This is a genomic window from Nocardioides sp. 503, assembly GCF_004522095.1.
GTDB lineage: Bacteria > Actinomycetota > Actinomycetes > Propionibacteriales > Nocardioidaceae > Nocardioides.
Window position 1 is genome coordinate 1,108,480 of record NZ_SPUI01000002.1, and the last position, 18,867, is coordinate 1,127,346.

General features: G+C 73.5%; 9 protein-coding genes. 6 read left to right on the forward strand and 3 right to left on the reverse strand.

Features of this window, described 5'->3' with window-relative positions; all coding sequences use genetic code 11:
* Position 1 precedes the first annotated feature (1 nt).
* Entirely contained in the window at positions 2-799 is a 798-nt protein-coding gene (locus tag E4622_RS06360) for an ABC transporter permease (protein WP_245155906.1), read from the reverse strand.
* Positions 792-1,592: an ABC-2 family transporter protein gene (locus E4622_RS06365; RefSeq protein ID WP_134739181.1), complete on the reverse strand. Its 801-nt coding sequence runs from the start codon at positions 1,590-1,592 to the stop codon at positions 792-794. Before E4622_RS06365 ends, E4622_RS06360 begins: the two co-directional genes overlap by 8 nt.
* A gap of 112 nt (positions 1,593-1,704) precedes the next feature.
* Between E4622_RS06365 and E4622_RS06370 the strand changes: the two genes are divergently transcribed.
* Positions 1,705-2,814, forward strand: a complete 1,110-nt coding sequence (locus E4622_RS06370; RefSeq protein ID WP_134739182.1) for an LLM class flavin-dependent oxidoreductase — start codon at positions 1,705-1,707, stop codon at positions 2,812-2,814.
* Positions 2,811-3,407 (forward strand): FMN reductase, encoded by a 597-nt coding sequence (locus E4622_RS06375; protein ID WP_134739183.1) that lies wholly within the window; start codon positions 2,811-2,813, stop codon positions 3,405-3,407. Before E4622_RS06370 ends, E4622_RS06375 begins: the two co-directional genes overlap by 4 nt.
* An 18-nt stretch (positions 3,408-3,425) precedes the next feature.
* On the opposite strand, the gene E4622_RS06380 is transcribed toward E4622_RS06375, so the two are convergent.
* Positions 3,426-3,947 (reverse strand): YbhB/YbcL family Raf kinase inhibitor-like protein, encoded by a 522-nt coding sequence (locus E4622_RS06380; RefSeq protein WP_134739184.1) that lies wholly within the window; start codon positions 3,945-3,947, stop codon positions 3,426-3,428.
* A gap of 69 nt (positions 3,948-4,016) precedes the next feature.
* Here E4622_RS06380 and cobA point away from each other — a divergent pair, with 69 nt between their 5' ends.
* From cobA to E4622_RS06400, 4 genes are all read left to right on the forward strand, one after another.
* A complete protein-coding gene (cobA, locus tag E4622_RS06385; protein WP_134739185.1) occupies positions 4,017-5,237 on the forward strand; it encodes a uroporphyrinogen-III C-methyltransferase in 1,221 nt (406 codons plus the stop codon).
* Between the two features lie 10 nt (positions 5,238-5,247).
* Positions 5,248-6,051 (forward strand): RNA methyltransferase, encoded by an 804-nt coding sequence (locus tag E4622_RS06390; protein WP_134739186.1) that lies wholly within the window; start codon positions 5,248-5,250, stop codon positions 6,049-6,051.
* A gap of 189 nt (positions 6,052-6,240) precedes the next feature.
* Positions 6,241-7,518: an Ig-like domain-containing protein gene (locus tag E4622_RS06395; protein ID WP_134739187.1), complete on the forward strand. Its 1,278-nt coding sequence runs from the start codon at positions 6,241-6,243 to the stop codon at positions 7,516-7,518.
* Positions 7,519-7,979: 461 nt separating this feature from the next.
* Entirely contained in the window at positions 7,980-18,803 is a 10,824-nt protein-coding gene (locus E4622_RS06400) for an Ig-like domain repeat protein (RefSeq protein WP_134739188.1), read from the forward strand.
* Positions 18,804-18,867: the final 64 nt, after the last annotated feature.

Here is an 18,867-nt window from a genome sequence, read left to right on the forward strand (position 1 = left end):
GTCAGCTCCCGGTCGATCGGTAGTGGCGCACGCCCACGCGCCAGGCGAGGGCGGCGGCGCCGAGGAACAGCGCGGCTGCGACGGGCGAGGCGAGCTGCAGCCACTCCGGCAGTCCGAACGGGTCGTCGCGGCCGAGGATGAAGAGCGCGGGGTACCAGTTGACGAACGCGATCGGCAGCACGAACGTCAGCGCCTTCACGATCTCCTGCGGGAAGACCGACATCGGGAACTGCGTGACCTGGTTGCCGCCGTAGGTGAAGGCGTTGGCGACCTCGGTGGAGTCGGCGGTCCAGAACTGCACGCAGGCCAGGCCGACGAAGAGGCTGAAGAAGATCACCGAGCCGCTGACGACCATCTCCACGGCCACCAGCGCGCGGGGCAGCGTCCAGTCGACGTACGTCGCCGCCCAGACGAACACCAGGCTCGACTGGAGCACGCGGGCGAAGCGGCGCGGCGCGAACTCGTCGGCGCACACCTGCACCAGCAGCGGCACCGGCTTGGTCATCATGGTGTCCAGGCGGCCCGTGCGGATCATCTGCCCGAGCCGCTCGACGCGCCCCACGCACAGGTCGGCGAACGCGATCCCGAGACCGGTGGCGCCGTAGAGGAAGCCGATCTCGGTGAGGCTGAAGCCGCCGAGGTCGTCGACGTTGCGCAGCAGCACCCAGATCGCGACGAAGTCGAGCCCGGTCATCAGGAAGCTGCCGACCGCCATCATCCAGAAGGACGCGGGGTAGGCCATCGAGGCGCGCACCCACAGGCTCGCGATGCGGCAGTAGTCGACGACGGCGTCAGCCACCCTGCACCACCACCCGGCGCTCGGCGCGGTGCAGGACCCAGGCGCAGGCGGCGAGCAGGACGACCGCCCAGCCGCCCATGAAGGCCAGGCCCTCGACCACCTCGAGCCCGGTGCGCTTGCCCAGCCAGATGTCGGCCGGCACCTGGAGGAACGTCGCCCACGGCAGTGCCATCGCCAGCTCGCGGAGGCCGCCGGGCAGGATCACCAGGGGCACCGTGAGACCGCTGAAGAACAGTGCCGCGAAGCCGAGCAGCATCCGCGGACCGACGTCGTCGAGCAGCCAGAAGGCCGTGAGCGAGGCCAGCATCCGCAGCCCGAAGCTCACCGTCACCGCCACCGGGACCGCCGCCAGGAGGACCAGCCACGTGAGCGGGTCGGCGGGGTAGCGCAGGTCGAAGAGCAGCCCGCCGACCACCGTGGGGGCCAACCCGCGGGTGAGCAGGTGGTAGGCCGCGCGGCCGAGGTCCGCGGAGAGGTACCAGCCCAGGATCCCCACCGGGCGGTAGAGGTCGATGACCACGTCTCCGGAGCGGATCCGCTCGGCGAGGTCGTCGGGCGAGCCGCCGCCCCACACCGCGACGGTCATGATCATCGCCTGGCCGAGCCAGACGTAGGTCACGGCGTCGCTGGCGTCGTACCCACCGGCGTCGGGGTTGGCACCCCACACCTCGAGGTAGACGAAGCAGAGGATCACGCCGAAGACGCAGTTGGTGAAGATGCCGGCCAGGGTCGCTCCGACGTAGGTGGAGTACCGCTTGAAGGCGCGCGTCGCGACGGCGACGTGCAGGGGCATTGCGGCAGTCTCGCACGCCCGGCCCCGGGCGCCGGGACCCGGAATAGCGCGTGCCACGATGTCGTTGGAGCGGGTGATGGATCGTTCAACTACTTCTGAGGAGATGGGCAGCATGCAGTTCGGCATCTTCACCGTCGGCGACGTCACCACCGACCCGACGACCGGGCGGACGCCGACCGAGCACGAGCGGATCAAGGCCCAGGTCCAGATCGCCAAGAAGGCCGAGGAGGTCGGCCTCGACGTCGTTGCCGTCGGCCAGCACCACAACCCGCCGTTCGTCGCGTCGTCCCCGACGACGACCATGGCCTACATCGCCGCGCAGACCGAGCGGATCCTCCTCTCGACCTCCACGACGCTGATCACCACCACCGACCCGGTGCGCATCGCCGAGGACTACGGCACGCTGCAGCACCTCGCCGACGGCCGCATGGACCTGATGATGGGCCGCGGCAACACCGGCCCGGTCTACCCGTGGTTCGGCAAGGACATCCGCGAGGGCATCAACCTCGCCATCGAGAACTACGCGCTGCTGCACCGCCTGTGGCGCGAGGACGTCGTCGACTGGGAGGGCAAGTTCCGCACGCCGCTCCAGGGCTTCACCGCCACCCCGCGCCCGCTCGACGGCGTGCCGCCGTTCGTGTGGCACGGCTCGATCCGCAGCCCCGAGATCGCCGAGCAGGCGGCGTACTACGGCGACGGCTTCTTCCACAACCACATCTTCTGGCCGAGCTCCCACACCCGGCAGATGGTCGCGCTCTACCGGCGCCGCTTCGAGCACTACGGCCACGGTCGCGCCGACCAGGCGATCGTCGGGCTGGGCGGGCAGTTCTTCATGCGCCGCAACAGCCAGGACGCCGTGCGGGAGTTCCGTCCGTACTTCGACAACGCCCCGGTCTACGGCCACGGCCCGTCGCTGGAGGACTTCACCTCCCAGACGCCGCTGACCGTCGGCTCGCCGCAGGAGGTGCTCGAGCGCACCCTCGGCTTCCGGGAGTACGTCGGCGACTACCAGCGCCAGCTCTTCCTGGTCGACCACGCCGGGCTGCCGGTCAAGACCGTGCTGGAGCAGCTGGACCTGCTCGGCGAGATCCTGCCGGACCTGCGCGCCGGGATGGCCGAGGGCCGCCCCGCCCACGTGCCCGACGGCCCGACCCACGCCGGCCTGGTGGCCGCGCGGGACGCCGCCGCTGTGACTGGGGCCGCCGAGGAGGTGTCGGCATGACCCGCATCCTGGCCGTCTCCGCTGGCCTCTCCGTGCCCTCGTCCACGCGGCTGCTCACCGAGCGGCTGGCGGACGCGGTGCGTGCCGACCTCGGCCCCGACGCCGAGGTGGAGCTCGTCGAGCTGCGGCCGCTGGCGCACGCGCTCGCCGACCACCTGCTGACCGGCTTCCCCAACGCCGAGCTCGAGGAGGTGCTCGAGAAGGTGCGCCTGGCCGACGGCCTGATCATGGTCACGCCCGTCTTCAGCGCCTCCTTCAGCGGCCTGTTCAAGACGTTCGTGGACGTGATGGAGCCGGGCCTGCTCATCGGCAAGCCGGTCCTCATCGGCGCGACCGCCGGCACGTCGCGGCACTCGCTGGTGCTCGACCACGCCCTGCGGCCGCTGTTCGCCTACCTGCGCGCCGTCGTCGTCCCGACCGGCGTCTTCGCCGCGACCGAGGACTTCGGCGACCACGGCCTGGAGCAGCGCGTCGAGCGCGCGGCCGGTGAGCTGGCGTCCCTCGTCGGTGGCCGCCGCGCGCTGCACGTCGTACGCGACGAGTTCGCCGACCCCACGCCGTTCGCCGACCGGCTGCGCGGCCTCAGCACCTGAGGCCGCGACGCCGGATGCTCAGTGCTGGTAGGTGCCGTGGAGGATCGCGCGTCCGGCGGTCTTGAAGGCGAGGTTGAACGACACGACCGCGGGCGACGCCTCGGCGTCGACGCCGAGGGTCGCCTCCTTCACCGCGTGCACGACGAAGAAGTAGCGGTGGACCTGGTCGCCCTGCGGCGGGGCGGCGCCCATGAACCCGGCCTCGCCGCCGTCGTTGCGCACGTGGAACGCGCCTCCGGGCAGTTCGCCCGCGGCCGCGCCGGTGTCCAGCGACGTCACGTCGGCGGGCAGGTCCACCAGCACCCAGTGCCAGAAGCCGCTCGGGGTCGGGGCGTCGGGGTCGAAGCAGGTGACGGTGAAGCTCTTGGTGCCCTCCGGGGCGCCCTCCCACGACAGCTGCGGTGAGGTGTTGCCCAGGTCGGCGACCTGGTCGTCCTTCAGCGGCTGGCCGTCGGCGACGTCCGTGCTGGTCACGGAGAACGACGGGACGCTCGGGAGGAGGTCGTAGGGGTTCGGGCTGACGGGACGCTCGAGGCTCATGCGTCAAACGTAGTCCGCGCCCTGAACCCTGACCATCGCCTCGCCGGTCGGACCCGGGATGATGGTGGCGTGGACGAGATCGCGACCTACCCCGTTGGCCTGCGCCTGACCGGCCGACGCGTCGTGGTCGTCGGGGGCGGCCACGTCGCCCAGCGTCGCGTCCCGCAGCTCCTGGCCGCGGGCGCCGACGTCCATGTCGTCTCCCCGGACGTCACGCCCGCGATCGAGGGCCTCGTCGGCGCCGGCGAGGCCACCTGGCACCGCCGCGGCTTCGAGGAGGCCGACCTCGAGGACACCTGGTACGTCCTGGCCGTCACCGACGTCACGGAGGTCAACGAGCGGGTCTCGGCCGAGGCCGAGCGGAGGCGGGTCTTCTGCGTGCGCGCCGACGACGCGACCGACGCCACCGCCTGGACGCCCGCCGTGGGGCGCGCGGCCGGGCTCACCGTCGCGGTCCTGGGCAACCGTGAGCCCCGGCTGTCCGCCGCGGTGCGCGACGAGATCCTGGCCGGCCTGCGCGAGGGCACCCTGGGGCGGCACACGCGCACGCACAAGGCCGGCGTCACCCTCGTCGGCGGCGGGCCGGGCGACCCCGACCTGATCTCGGTGGCCGGCCGCAAGGCGCTCATGGAGGCCGACGTCGTGGTCGCCGACCGGCTCGCCCCGCGCGAGCTGCTCGGGCAGCTGCCCACCGACGTCGAGCTCGTCGACGTGGCCAAGCTGCCGCGCGGCCGCTCGGCGCAGCAGGAGGAGATCAACCGCGTCATCGTCGAGCGGGCGCTCGAGGGCAAGCGGGTCGTGCGCTTCAAGGGCGGCGACAACTTCGTCTTCGGCCGCGGCTACGAGGAGGTCCTGGCGTGCCGGGCCGCCGGCGTGCCGGTCACCGTCATCCCCGGCCTGACCAGCCCGGTCGCCGTACCCGCCGTCGCCGGCATCCCGGTCACCCACCGCGGCGTCGCCCACGAGTTCACCGTCGTCTCCGGGCACCTGCCGCCCGGCCACCCCGAGTCGCTGACCAACTGGGACGCCCTCTCGGCGCTGCGCGGCACGCTGGTGCTGATGATGGCCGTCGAGAACGCCCCCGTCATCGCCGACGTGCTGGTCGCGGGTGGGCGGAGCCCCGAGACCCCGGTGGCGGTCCTGTGCGACGGGACGATGCCGGGGGAGCGCACCGTGCTCGCCACCCTCGGCACCCTCCAGGCCGAGCTCCTCGCCCACGCGGTGCTCCCGCCCGCGATCATCGTCGTCGGCGACGTCGTCGCGGTGGCCCATCCCGAGCGCTTCGCGTGAGCGTCCCCTGATGGCGGTCCTGGTCCCGATCGACGACCCCGCCGACCCTCGGCTCGCCGACTACCGCGACCTGCGCGACGTCGAGCTGCGCAAGCACCTCGAGGGCGAGCACGGGCTCTTCCTGGCGGAGGGCGAGAAGGTCGTACGGCGCGCGGTCGAGGCCGGCCACGCCCCCCGGTCCTTCCTGATGGCGCCGCGCTGGCTCGACGGCCTCGCCGACGTCCTGGACCGCTCCGAGGCACCCTGCTACGTCCTGGAGGAGCGGCTCGCCGAGCAGGTGACGGGCTTCCACGTCCACCGCGGCGCCCTCGCCTCGCTGCACCGCCCGGCGCTGCGCTCCGTCGACGACGTGCTCGAGGGCGCGCGCTCGGTCCTGGTGCTGGAGGACCTCGTCGACCACACCAACGTCGGCGCGGTGTTCCGCAGCGGCGCGGCGCTGGGGTTCGACGCCGTCCTGCTGGCACCGCGCTGCGCCGACCCGCTCTACCGCCGGTCGATCAAGGTCGGCATGGGCGCGGTGTTCACGATGCCGTGGACGCGCCTGCCGGACTGGCACGAGGCGCTGCCCGATCTCTCGGCGCGCGGCTTCACCACCGTCGCGCTGACGCTGGCCGACGACGCGGTCGGCATCGAGGACGCGGTCGCCGGTCTCGACCGCGTCGCGCTGGTCCTCGGCTCGGAGGGCCACGGACTGTCCGCGCGCTGGGAGCAGTCGGCCGACCGGCGGGCGATCATCCCGATGGCCGAGGGCATCGACTCGCTCAACGTTGCCGCCGCCTCCGCCGTCGCGTGCTGGGTGACTGCGCGGCGGTGACCCCTGCGGTTTGGTCACAGACCGCAGGTTCCAAGCGCTCGAAGTGCGGTTGGTGACCAAACGGCAGGGATCGGCCACCGGCGCGGGGGCGGTCGGCAGGGATCGGCCACCGGTCCTTGCGCAGTTCGGCTGCGGCCTGGAGAAGGCCGCGTCTACGGTCGCAGGACCTCGACCACCAGGAGCAGAATCGTGCCTCGTCGCCACGGCCGCCGTTCCGGCGCCCTCGCCATCGTGTCCCTCGTCCTCGGGCTGCTCCTCGGCACGGTGGCCTTCGTGGCGCCCGCGCAGGCGGGCCCGGGCGGCTCGCCCCAGCGAGCGGCCGCTCCGTCCATGGTCAACCTGTCGGCGTCGCTCGCCGGCCCGCCGTCGGGGACCCTGGCGACGGTCGACCTCGACGCGCTGGTCTACATCCCCGGCAGCAACGCCGTGGGCGCGGTCGCGTTCTACGAGGGCGACCTCCTCCGTGACACCCGGCCCGTTGCCGGCGGCGGCTTCCCGACCTCGGTGAAGACCTCGCTGCTGGTCCAGGGCGCCGGGCCGCACACCTTCCACGCGGTGTTCACCCCGACCGACGCCGGGTACGCGCCGTCGCGCTCCAACGACGCGACCGTCAACGTCCCGAAGGTCCTCCAGGCGACGACGACGATGCTGAACGCGACCAAGGACGGTCACCAGGTCAGCCTGCTCTCCGCGACCTCGGCGAGCGGGGGAGTCCCGGTCGGCTCCGTGGAGTTCCGCCAGGACGGCGTCCTGGTCGGCACGGTGCCGGCGGCGACCTCAGGCAACTTCGCGATGGCCCACCAGACGCGGACCGTGCCCGGTGGCACGCACTCCTTCACCGCGACGTTCGTGCCGACCGACCCCGAGGCCTACGCGACCTCCACCTCCCAGCCGCAGTCCCTGACGATCGACGCGACCGCCACCACCACCGCGCTCACGGGCTCGCTCAAGGCCACGACCGGCACCTTCACCGCCACCGTGGACGCGGTCGACGACACCGTCCCGACCGGCAAGGTCGACCTCTACGACGGCGACCGCGTCGTGCGATCGGCCACCCTCACCGAGGGTCGCGCCACGCTGGTGGTCGCCGGACTCGCGCCGGGCAAGCACGACTTCCGTGCCGTCTACGTCCCCGCCGACGGCGCCTACTCCACGTCGAGCTCCCCGGCCGTGTCGATGACCGTGGCGAAGGCCGCCTCGCGGACGACGGTCACGGCACCGGCCAAGGCCAGGGTCGGTGCCCGACCGGTGGTCCGGGTCAAGGTCGTCAGCCAGGGCGCGCCGGCCACGGGCAAGGTCACGCTGCGCTACGGCGTCAAGACGGTGACCCTCAAGCTCGTCGGCGGCAAGGCGTCCTTCAAGCTGCCCAAATTGCGCCAGGGCCGGCTGAAGCTCACGGCGACGTACCTGGGCAACGCGGGCACCCAGGCCTCCGTCGGCAGCGGTCTGGTCAAGGTCAGGCGCTGACCCCTGGTCGGTCCACGGACACGAAGGCCCGCGCGCGCGACGTCCAGCGACGTCGTCGGGCCGGCTCTCTCGTGCGTTCCTGGACCCCGCCGTGTGGTCACCAACCGCAGGTTCGAGCGCCTCAAACGTGCGGTTGGTGACCAAACGGCAGGGATCGGCCACCCGCGGCGGGAGGAGACCACCCCGGGCCCGCCTCGGACAGTCGGACGCCGTCATCGCCGACCACGCGGCCGGATCCGGACGCCCCTGACCTGCGGTTGGTGACCAAACCGCGAGTGCGTCGGCCTCCGGCGGTGACCGGTTCCGGACGCGGCGGGGTGGGGTGGGGTACGTCACGTGGTGCGCGTGGGGCCGATCGCCCCGTTCGACTGCGCGGATCCCGGCGGGCCGCTTAGGGTCGCCCAGAACCTCGGATCAAGGAGCACTACGTGCGTCGTCGGACGGGTCGCCGTCCAGGCGCCATGGTTGTACTCTCGCTCGTTCTCGGGCTCGTCGCCGTCACGGCGCCCGTCGACGCGGCTCCCGCACTCCCGGCATCGCCGTCGGCCCTCGCCGACGGGGTGACCGCAGCCCGCACCACGGCGGCAGCGACCGCGGCGACGACCCGGACCGCCGACGACGAGGACGGCGGGTCCGGCACCGTCCCCGACATCGACGCCAACTACGGCGACACCAGCGTCGACCTGCCGCGCCCCGTCCACGGCGCGACCGCCATCCGGCTGCTGGGCGAGCAGGTCGACGAGGCGGCCGCGCTCAACGACCTGGAGACCGACGAGCTGGTCGACCTCCTGCGCACGGACCCCACCGCCTGGCTCGACGCCGAGGGACTGGTGTTCTTCAAGGACGTCGCCGTCGAGCCGCAGGGCGACCTGCCGGTGCCGGCCGCCGCCGCGCCGCTGGACCAGACCTTCCTCCTGCACAGCCGGCCCGGCGCGAAGCGCACGATCTTCCTCGACTTCGACGGCGGCAGCGTCAGCGGCACCAGCTGGCACGCCCAGAAGCCGGGCCTCCCCACGACCCAGCCGGCCTGGCGTCCCTCCGGGGCCACCTCCGGCTCGTTCAACAGCACCGACCTCGCCGCCTTCCAGTCCGTCTACGAGGGCGTGGCCGAGGACTACGCGGCGTTCGACGTGGACGTGACCACCGCGGACCCGGGCGCCGCGGCCATCCTGCGCAGCAGCCTGAGCGACGAGGTCTACGGCTCGCACGTGCTGATCACGCCCGACGCGGTCTCTCACGACACGCTCTGCGGCAAGGTGTCGGAGGGCTTCGGCTGCGGCGGCGTGGCCTACCTCGGTGTCTTCGACGAGGCTCGGGGCCCGGGCGGCGACGGCTACGGCTACGCCCAGCCGGCCTGGGTGTTCCCCCAGAGCGCAGCGGCCTCCGTGAAGGGTGTCACCGAGGCTGCCAGCCACGAGGCCGGACACCAGCTCAGCCTCTCCCACGACGGCAACCAGGCGGGTGTCGACAACTACGACACGGGTCACGGTGCGTGGGCCCCGATCATGGGCGCCGGCTACAGCCACCCGATCACGCAGTGGTCGAAGGGTGACTACGCCTCGGCCAACAACCGCGAGGACGACGTCGCGATCCTCGGCGCCAAGCTGGGCCTACGGGTCGACGAGGCTCCCTCGGTCATCGTCGGCGCGCCGGTGAAGCCGACGGGGGCGGCCTACATCAGCAGCCGCACCGACGTCGACACCTACCTGCTCGGCACCTGCTCGGGCGCGGTGTCGATCGCGGCGAACCCGCTGTCGGCGATGCCGGACCTCGACATCAAGCTGACCCTGCTCAACGCCGCCGGCAGCGTCGTGGCCGCGGCCGACCCCGCCTCGGGCCAGACGAGCGTCAGCGTTGCCACCGGGATGGCCGCCTCGATCAACCAGACGCTCGGCTCCGCCACCTACTACCTCCAGGTCGACGGTGTCGGGTTCGGCACCTGGGCCAACGGGTACGACGACTACGGCTCCCTCGGCGCCTACACCGTCAGCACCAACGGCTGCGACGGCGCGGCCCCCACGGGCACCCCGACGGCCCCGGTCTCGGTGACGGGCACGCCGCACGCCTCGGACTCGACGGTCAACCTCAGCTGGGCCGCCCCGGCAAGCGACGGCGGCAGCCCCGTCACGGGCTACGTCGTGACCCGCGTCGGCGACCCGACGGTCGTCCAGCTCGGCCCGGGCGCCACCAGCTACTCCTGGACCGGCCTGTCGGTGTCGACGACGTACACGTTCCGGGTCACCGCGCTCAACGCACGGGGGCCGGGTCCGACCGTCAGCGTCAACGCGACCACCACCAACGGGACGATCAAGCCGGGGGCCCCGCAGGCCGTCAGCGCGCGCTGGCTCAGCGTCGCCGGTGCCGCTCAGATCTCCTACTCGCCTCCGGCCAGCGCCGGCACCCACGCCGTGCAGCAGTACGACGTCTTCGTCGACGGCGTCTTCGTCGTCAGCGGCGGCAGCGCCCGGCGCTCGGTCGACGTGCTCAGCAGCCTCCTCACCCCCGGCACGCACACGCTCGGCGTCGCCGCCACGAGCTTCGCCGGCCAAGGCCCGGTCACCACCGTGTCCGTCGAGGTCCCCGCGCGCCCGGCCAACGACGCGTTCGCGCAACGCACGACCCTCTCGGGCATCTCCGGGACGGTCACCGGCGACAACCTCGAGTCGTCGGCCGAGGTCGGGGACCCCCGACCCCCCACGACCCGGATCGTCGCCGGCCGCGCCTCGCTCTGGTACTCCTGGACGGCGCCCCAGTCGGGACTCCTGCAGCTCTCGACGGGATCGAGCGTCGCCGACCGCGACACGACCCTCGGGGTCTACGTCGGGACGGCTCTCGGCTCCCTGACGGAGTGGACCGGCAACGACGACGCCACGGGCAAGCTCTCCTCCGTGCAGCTCCTGGTCACGGCCGGCACCACCTACTCGATCGCCGTCGACGGGTTCCGCGACATCGCGACCGGGGTCGGCCCGTTCACCCTGTCGTGGAACTTCATCGACGACGGCCCCAAGTCGACCACGACCTCCCTGGCGGTGGTCTCCAGCGGGACCACCGTGACCCTGTCGGGCAGCGTCACCGCGACCTACGGCGCCCCGATCGGCTACCTGGAGTACCGCCGCGGCACCGTGATCCTGGGCTACGGCGACGTCAACACCCTGACGACCGCCTCCACGCTCACGGTCGACCGGCAGCCCCGAGGCGAGCAGACTTACACGGCACGCTTCGTGCCCGACAGCCCCAGCAGGTTCGTCCCCTCCTCCACGAGCCAGGTCCACACGGTCGTCGGGACTCCCACGACCACGGGGCTGCAGGCCACGGTCGACGCGCGCAGCGTGACGCTCGCCGTGACCGTCTCGCCGGCGTCGGCCACGGGCTACGTGGAGCTCTACGACGGCAACGTCCAGGTCGGCTCGGGCCAGGTCACGACCGGCACGCTGGCGGTGACCCTCACCTCCGTCACCTCCGGCGAGCACAGCTACACCGCGGTCTTCTCGCCCACCCAGTCACAGCTCTACGACGGCTCGACCTCCCCTGCCCGCAGCGTCACCGTCGAAGGGCCGCCGGGCATCACGCCCACCGCCACCAGCCTGTCCGGATCCCTCGACGGGCGCACCGCCACGCTCACCGCGACCGTGCGATCCGGCTCGGGCACCCCGTCGGGCAGCGTCCAGCTCACCGACGCCGGCGTCGTCGTCGCGACCGCGCCACTGACCGGCGGCACGGCGACGCTCACGGCCGGCGATCTCACCAAGGGCAGCCACACGTTCCGGGCGACCTTCGTCCCGGAGGACCCGGCGGTCTACGCGGCTTCCCAGTCCTCCAACGTCGTCCTGTTCGCGCAGGCCACCGTCACGACCACCGAGCTGACGGCCAGCGTCAGCGGACGCACCGCGACCCTGCGGGCCACGGTCTCCCCGACCGCCGCGGCCGCAGGCGGCCACGTGCGGTTCATGGAGGGCGGCACGCTCGCCGCGTGGGCCTACGTCACCGACGGTGTCGCGCAGGTCTCGGTGTCCGGGCTGGCGACGGGGGAGCACACCTACGTCGCGCAGTTCTACCCGATCGACCCCACCCGCAACGACTACTCGAGCTCCCCGGCACGCACCGCCATCGTCCTGGCGAACCCGACCACGACGGTCCTGGGCTCCGCGGTCGTCGACCGTCAGGTCACCCTGTCCGCCACCGTCACCACCACCCTGGGCAGCCCGGCCGGCTCGGTGCAGTTCCACGAGGACGGCACGCTGGTCGGGACCGGCACGGTCTCCGGCGGCAAGGCCTCCGTCGTCCTCGACGGGGTCACCCGGGGCGACCACGTCTACGTCGCGACGTTCGTCCCCACCAACCCGGCGGACTTCGCCGGCTCCGTCTCGGCCGCCCACACCGCCGTCGTCACCGCCCCTCGCACCACCGCGGACCTGACCGTGGCGGTCGACGGGCGGACCGTGACCCTGGCCAGCAGCGTGAGCGCCACCGAGGGCACCCTCGACGGCACGGTGGAGTTCCGGGAGGGCGGCACGCTGCTCGGCACCCGCCCGCTGGCCTCCGGTGGGGCGGAGCTGGTGCTGCGCGACGTCGGCCCCGGCCCGCACTCCTACACCGCGACGTTCGTCCCCAGCAGCGCGAGCCACGTCGGCTCGACGTCGCCGACGCGCACCGCGACGGTCTTCGTCGCCACCGCGACCGCCCTGACCGCGACCCTCGACGCCCGGCGGATCACGCTGGCCGCCGAGGTCACCGGTCCCGGCAGCCCCAGCGGCGTCGTCCGGTTCCGTGACGGCGGCGTCCTCGTCGGCACGGTCACGCTGTCCGGCGGCGCCGCCACGCTCACCCTGGAGGCGGTCGTCCCGGGCGAGCACACCTACACCGCGACGTTCGAGGCGACCAACCCCGACGCCTACGGCTCCTCGACGTCGGCGCCCAGCGCGCTCGTCGTCGACCGGGTCGCCACCACCACCACGCTCCAGGCCACGGCGACCGGCCGCACGGTCACGCTCGTGGCGACCGTCACCGCCTCCTCCGGCGCCCCCACCGGCACCGTCGAGCTCCGCGACGGCGCGAGCGTCGTCGCCACCGTCACCCTGAGCAACGGCACCGCCACGCGGACCCTCAGCGGCGTCGCGTTCGGCCCGCACTCCTACACCGCGACGTTCGTGCCCTCGGGCGCGGTCCACCTCGGGTCGGCGTCCGCGAGCCAGGTGACCACCGTCCTGGGCACCACCACGACCACGCTGGACGGCAGCGTCAGCGGCCGAACCGTCACGCTGACCGCGTCCGTGGCCAGCGACGGCACCCCCGCCGTCGGCCGGGTGACGTTCTACCGCGGGACGGCACCCTTCTTCGCGGCCGACGTCGTCGCCGGCACGGTGGTGGCCACGCAGACCAACGTCGTGCCCGGCGACTACACCTACACGGCGAAGTTCGTCCCCACCAGCAGCGCCAACCACACCGCCTCCGAGTCACCGGCGACGCCGGTGACGGTCGCGAAGGCCGTCTCCACCACCACGCTCGAGGCGGCCGTCAGCAACCGCACCGTCACCCTCGACGCCGCCGTCACCGTGCCGGGCGGTGCGGCCGCCGGCCAGGTGCGCTTCCGCGAGGGCGAGACCGTCGTCGGGACCGTCACCCTCTCCTCGGGTGCCGCCCGGCTGACGCTGAGCACCGTGGCCCCCGGCGCGCACACCTACACCGCGACCTTCCTGCCCAGCGACTCGGTGACGTACGCCGGGTCGGTGTCCGCCGAGCGCAGCGTCGAGGTCGCACGCATCGCCACCACCACCGGTCTCGCGGCGGTCGTCGACGGCCGCAACGTGACACTGACGGCGGTCCCGGCGACCACGTCCGGCACGCTCACCGGGGCCGTGGAGCTTCGTGAGGGCGACACCCTGCTCGACACCGTGCCGCTCACCGGCGGCAGCTCGGTGCTCGCGCTGTCGGGCGTCACGCCCGGTCAGCACTCCTACACCGCGACGTTCGTTCCCACCGGGACCACGCACGCCGGCTCCACCTCGCCCACCCGCACCGTGACCGTCGCCGCCGTGGCGACCGTCACCGGCCTGAGCGTGCAGGTCTCCGGACGCACCGTCACCCTGGACGCGAACGTCACGTCCGCACTGGGCACCCCCGCCGGCGACCTCGTCCTGCGCGACGGCACCACCGTCGTCGGCACGGTCGCGCTGGTGGACGGCTCGGCGACGCTCGAGCTCAGGTCGGTCGTGCCCGGGGCGCACAGCTACACCGCGACCTTCGCCCCCTCCGACACCGTCAGGCACGGCGCCTCGCAGTCCCCGGCGCGCGTCGTCACGGTCGACCCCATCCCGACCACGACCACGCTCACGGCGACGTACGCCGGAGGCCGCTCGCTCACGCTGGAGGCCCAGGTCGCCGGCGACAGCGGCACGCCCGCGGGCCGTGTCGTCCTCCGCGACGGCACCACCGTCGTCGGCACGGTCGACGTCGAGGACGGCGCCGCGTCGCGGACGCTGCAGGTCAGCCCGGGCGAGCACACCTACGTGGCCACGTTCGTCCCGAGCGACCCGGTGACCTACGGCGGCTCCGCCTCGGCGCCCCGCACGGTCACGGCCGACCCCTACGTGACCAGCACCTCGCTGTCCGCCGCCGCCACCGGGGGGACCGTCGCCCTCGAGGCGCGCACCACGGCGGGCGCCGCCGGCGACGTCGTCTTCCGCGAGGGCGGCGACGTCGTCGCCACGGTCGCGGTCACCGGCGCGGCCGCATCGGCCATGCTCGAGGACGTCGTCCCGGGGGAGCACACCTACACGGCGACCTTCGTGCCGGCCGATCCCGCGACGTACGCCGGCTCGGTCTCTCCGGAGCGCACGGTCAGGGTCAAGAGCCCCAGCGCAACGGCGCTGTCCGCGAGGGTCGCCGGCCGGACGGTCACGCTGACCGCCGACGTGACCACGGACGGCTCGGCCGCCGGCGAGGTGGTGTTCCGCGAGGGCGACACCGTGCTGGGCGCCGTCCCCGTGGCCGATGCTGCGGCGTCGCTGGCCGTGGAGGGCGTCACCCCCGGCGAGCACCGCTACCGGGCGACGTTCGTGCCGGCCTCAGCCGACGCCGTGTCGGGCTCGGTCTCGCCGGTCGCCTCGGCGACGGTCGACCCGTTCGCGACCAGCACGGCGCTCGGCGCGAGCGCCGAGGGCCGCACGGTCACGCTCGACGTCGAGGTCACCAGCGCCGACGGCACGCCGACGGGAGCCGTCGAGCTCCGCCAGGGCGACACCCTGCTGGACACCGTCACGCTGGCCGACGGCGCCGCGACCCTCGACGTCGCGGACGTCGCACCGGGCGAGCACGCCTACACCGCGACGTACGTCCCCGCCGACGCCGTCGCCTTCGCCGGCTCGACCTCCGCCGAGCGCACCGTCACGGTGGCGCCCGTGGCGACGCAGACGACGCTGACCGCGTCGGCCGAGGGCCGCACGGTCACGCTCGCCGCCGAGGTCACGTCCGGCTACGGGAGCCCCGCGGGCGCGGTCGTGCTCCGCGAGGGCTCGACCGTGCTGGGCACCGTCGAGCTCGAGGACGGGGAGGCCGCCCTGGAGCTGACCGACGTCCACCCGGGTGAGCACACCTACACCGCGACGTTCGCGCCGTCGGCGCCCGCGACCCACGCGGCGTCGACCTCGTCGGCGCAGACGGTGGCGGTCGGCGCCATCGCGACGGAGACGTCGCTGACCGCGGCCGCCGAGGTCCGCACGGTCGCGCTGACCGCGGAGGTGACCGCCGACGGCGGGAGCCCTGCTGGTGACGTCGTCTTCCGTGAGGGTGACGAGGTCGTGGGCCGCGCGGCCCTCGAGGACGGCGTCGCCTCCCTGGAGCTGACCGACGTCGCACCGGGGGCGCACGCCTACACCGCGACGTTCGTGCCCGCCGACGAGGTCCGCCACGGCGGGTCGGTCTCCGCGGAGCGACACGTCGTCGTCGACCCGATCGCGACGCAGACGGAGCTGAGCGCCGCCGCCGACGCCCGTACCGTCACGCTGTCGGCCGAGGTGACCGCCGCCGACGGCAGCCCCGCCGGAGACGTGGTGTTCCGTGAGGGTGACGAGGTCGTGGGCCGGGCGACCCTCGAGGACGGCGTCGCCTCCCTGGAGCTGACCGACGTCGCACCGGGGGCGCACGCCTACACCGCGACGTTCGTGCCCGCCGACGAGGTCCGCCAGGGCGGGTCGGTCTCCGCGGAGCGCCGCGTCGTCGTCGACCCGATCGCGACGCAGACGGAGCTGAGCGCCGCCGCCGACGCCCGTACCGTCACGCTGTCGGCCGAGGTGACCGCCGCCGGCGGCAGCCCCGCCGGAGACGTGGTGTTCCGTGAGGGCGACGAGGTCGTGGCCCGGGCGACCCTCGAGGAGGGGACCGCCTCGCTGGAGCTGACCGGCGTCGCGCTGGGCCAGCACGTCTACACCGCGACGTTCGTGCCCGCCGACGAGGTGCGCCACGGCGGTTCGGTCTCGGCCGAGCGCCGCGTCGTCGTCGACCTGATCGTCACCACGACGACGCTGGACGCCGGCGTCGACGTGCGTCGGGTCGTGCTGAGCGCCCGCGTGGACGGCGCCCGCGGCACGCCGGTGGGTGACGTCGTCTTCCGTGAGGGTGACCAGGTGGTGGGCACGAGCCCCGTCGAGGACGGCGCGGCGTCCGTCGAGCTGACCGCGGCCACGCCCGGCCAGCACGCCTACACCGCCACGTTCGTGCCGGCAGACGAGTCCCCGTTCGCCGGGTCCGTCTCGGCCGAGCGCTCCGTGGTGGTCGAGCCGATCGTGACCACGACCGAGCTGACCCTCACCGCACGTGCGCAGACGGTCACCCTCGACGTCCGGGTCGCCGGCGCGTCGGGCTCACCCTCCGGAGACGTCGTGCTGCGTCAGGGGGACACCGTCCTGGCGACGCTGCCGCTCACCGCGGGCGGGGTCACCTTCGACCGGACCGACCTAGACCCGGGCGAGCACCTGTTCAGCGCGACGTTCGAGCCGAGCGACCCGGCGACGTACGCCGGGTCGTCCTCGGGCGAGCAGGGCATCACCCTCGGCGCCGTCGCGACGACGACGGCCCTGAAGGCGGTCGTGGACGAGCGCACCGTCACCCTGACCGCGACCGTCTCCGCCCAGCGGGGGACCCCCCAGGGCTGGGTCGTCTTCGTCCAGGACGGGCAGGAGGTCGCCTACGAGCAGCTCACCGGCGACGGCACCGCCTCCACGACGCGGCTCGCCGTCACGCCCGGCGAGCACGTCTACGCGGCGCGGTTCGTCTTCCCCGAGACGATGCACGCCGAGTCGACGTCGCCGGAGCGCACCGTCACGGTGTCCGACGCCGCGGTCCGCACCACGACCAGGCTCGAGGCCTCGGTCTCGGGCCACACGGTCTCGCTCACGGCGCAGGTCGACGCGTCCGTCGGCTGGCCCGAGGGCTCCGTGGAGCTCCGCGCCGACGGCGTCCTGGTCGAGACGGTCACCGCCTCCTACGGCTACGCCAGCATCCAGCTCCTGGACGTCCCCACCGGCACGCACCGCTACGTCGCCACGTTCGTCCCGTCCGACGCCCAGCAGTACGCGACCTCGACGTCCACCGCGCAGGTGGTCGAGGTGGCGGGCACGCCGACCACGACGTACCTGAGCGGCTGGGCGACCGGCAGCACCGTCTCGTTGTACGCCAACGTCTACCCCGACACGGGCACCAGCGCACCAGCCGGCACCGTGGAGTTCCGCGAAGGCGACCGACTGCTCCAGGCCGTCCCGGTCACCGGCAACGTGGCCCAGCTGCAGGTCCCGAACGTGCTCGGCGGGACGCACACCTACACCGCCACCTACGTGCCGAGCGACGGGATCCACGCAGGGTCCGAGGCGTCCGCTCCGACCGTGGTCGACCCCACGCGGACCACGACCGGCCTGACGGCCTCGGCCGACGGCCGCACCGTCACCCTGGCCTCCGACGTCGACGCCGCGCTCGGCACCCCGACCGGTCGGATCCAGTTCGTGGAGGACGGGGTCGTCCAGGACACCGTCCAGGTGAAGGCCGGCAAGGCCACGCTGTCCCTCGACGCGGTGCGGGCAGGGCGGCACGGCTACGCCGCCTACTTCGTCGCGGACGACGAGTCGGTGCACGCCGGCTCCGTCTCGCCGACGAGCACGCTCACCGTGGCGCCGAGCGACACCACGAGTGCCCTCACGGTGTCGGTCGCGGACAGCACGGTCACCGCCCAGGTCGCCGTGACCAGTCCCTACGAGGTCCCCGAGGGCGTCGTCGTCCTGCGCGAGGGCGGGCTCGACGTCGGCAGCGGGACGGTGGAGTCCGGCGCCGGCACGGTGACGCTCACCGACGTCCCGCGCGGCAAGCACACCTACGTCGCGCACTTCTTCGCAGCGGCCGGGACGTCGTACCGCGACTCTGTCTCGGCATCGCGGGTCGCGCAGGTCGGGGAGCCGGACCCCGAGGCAGCCGCCACCGCGACCGCCCTCGAGGTGGTCGTCACCGGCCGCTCGGTGGCGCTGAGCGCCCTCGTGACGGCCGGCCAGGTGAAGCCGGCCGGCCAGGTGGTCTTCGCCGAGGACGGTGTCGACCTCGGGGTCCCGGTGGCCGCCACCGGTGGTGTGTTCCGCCTGCCCGCCAGGCTCGCCACCGCCGGACCGCACACCTACACGGCGCGCTTCGTGCCGGCCGACGCGGCGGCGTACGGCTCGTCGGTCTCGGCGGGCAAGGTCGTCACGGTCCTGCCCGCGGCCACCACCACGTCGCTGACCGGCTCGGTCAGCGGCACCACGATGTCGTTGAACGCCAAGGTCGCCGTGGCGGGGGAGCCGGTCGTCGGTGGACAGGTGCAGTTCTTCGAGGGCACCAGGTCGGTCGGCGTGGCGAACCTCGTCGGCGAGCGGGCGACCGTGCTGGTGACCGGGGTGAGTGTCGGCCGGCACAGCTACACGGCGCGCTACCTGCCGCCCACCGGTGACCACCTGTCGTCGGACTCGGCGGCGGTGTCCCTGACGGTGGCCCCTGCGGCGTCCCGCACGACGGTCACCGCGCCGAAGAAGGCCAAGCCGGGCGCCCGACCGATGGTGACCGTCAAGGTCCTGCGCGGCGCCGCCCCGGCGGCCGGCCAGGTCCTGCTGCGCTACGGCACGAAGTCGGTGACGCTGACGCTCCGCAACGGCGCCGCCACCTTCAAGCTGCCCAAGCTCCGCGCCGGCAAGCTCAAGCTCACCGCGACCTACCGCGGCAACGCCACCACCAAGACCTCCGTCGGTGTGGCGACCGTGGTCGTCAAGCGCTGAGCCCCCTGCGGTTTGGTCACCAACCGCACGTTTTGGCCCCGATCATCTGCGGTTTGTGACCAAA

Bases quoted from the DNA above. Each gene is read 5' to 3' on its own strand.
- E4622_RS06365 (WP_134739181.1), bottom strand. From the start codon at position 1,592: ATGCCCCTGCACGTCGCCGTCGCGACGCGCGCCTTCAAGCGGTACTCC.
- E4622_RS06370 (WP_134739182.1), top strand. From the start codon at position 1,705: ATGCAGTTCGGCATCTTCACCGTCGGCGACGTCACCACCGACCCGACG.
- E4622_RS06375 (WP_134739183.1), top strand. From the start codon at position 2,811: ATGACCCGCATCCTGGCCGTCTCCGCTGGCCTCTCCGTGCCCTCGTCC.
- E4622_RS06380 (WP_134739184.1), bottom strand. From the start codon at position 3,947: ATGAGCCTCGAGCGTCCCGTCAGCCCGAACCCCTACGACCTCCTCCCG.
- E4622_RS06390 (WP_134739186.1), top strand. From the start codon at position 5,248: ATGGCGGTCCTGGTCCCGATCGACGACCCCGCCGACCCTCGGCTCGCC.
- E4622_RS06400 (WP_134739188.1), top strand. From the start codon at position 7,980: ATGGTTGTACTCTCGCTCGTTCTCGGGCTCGTCGCCGTCACGGCGCCC.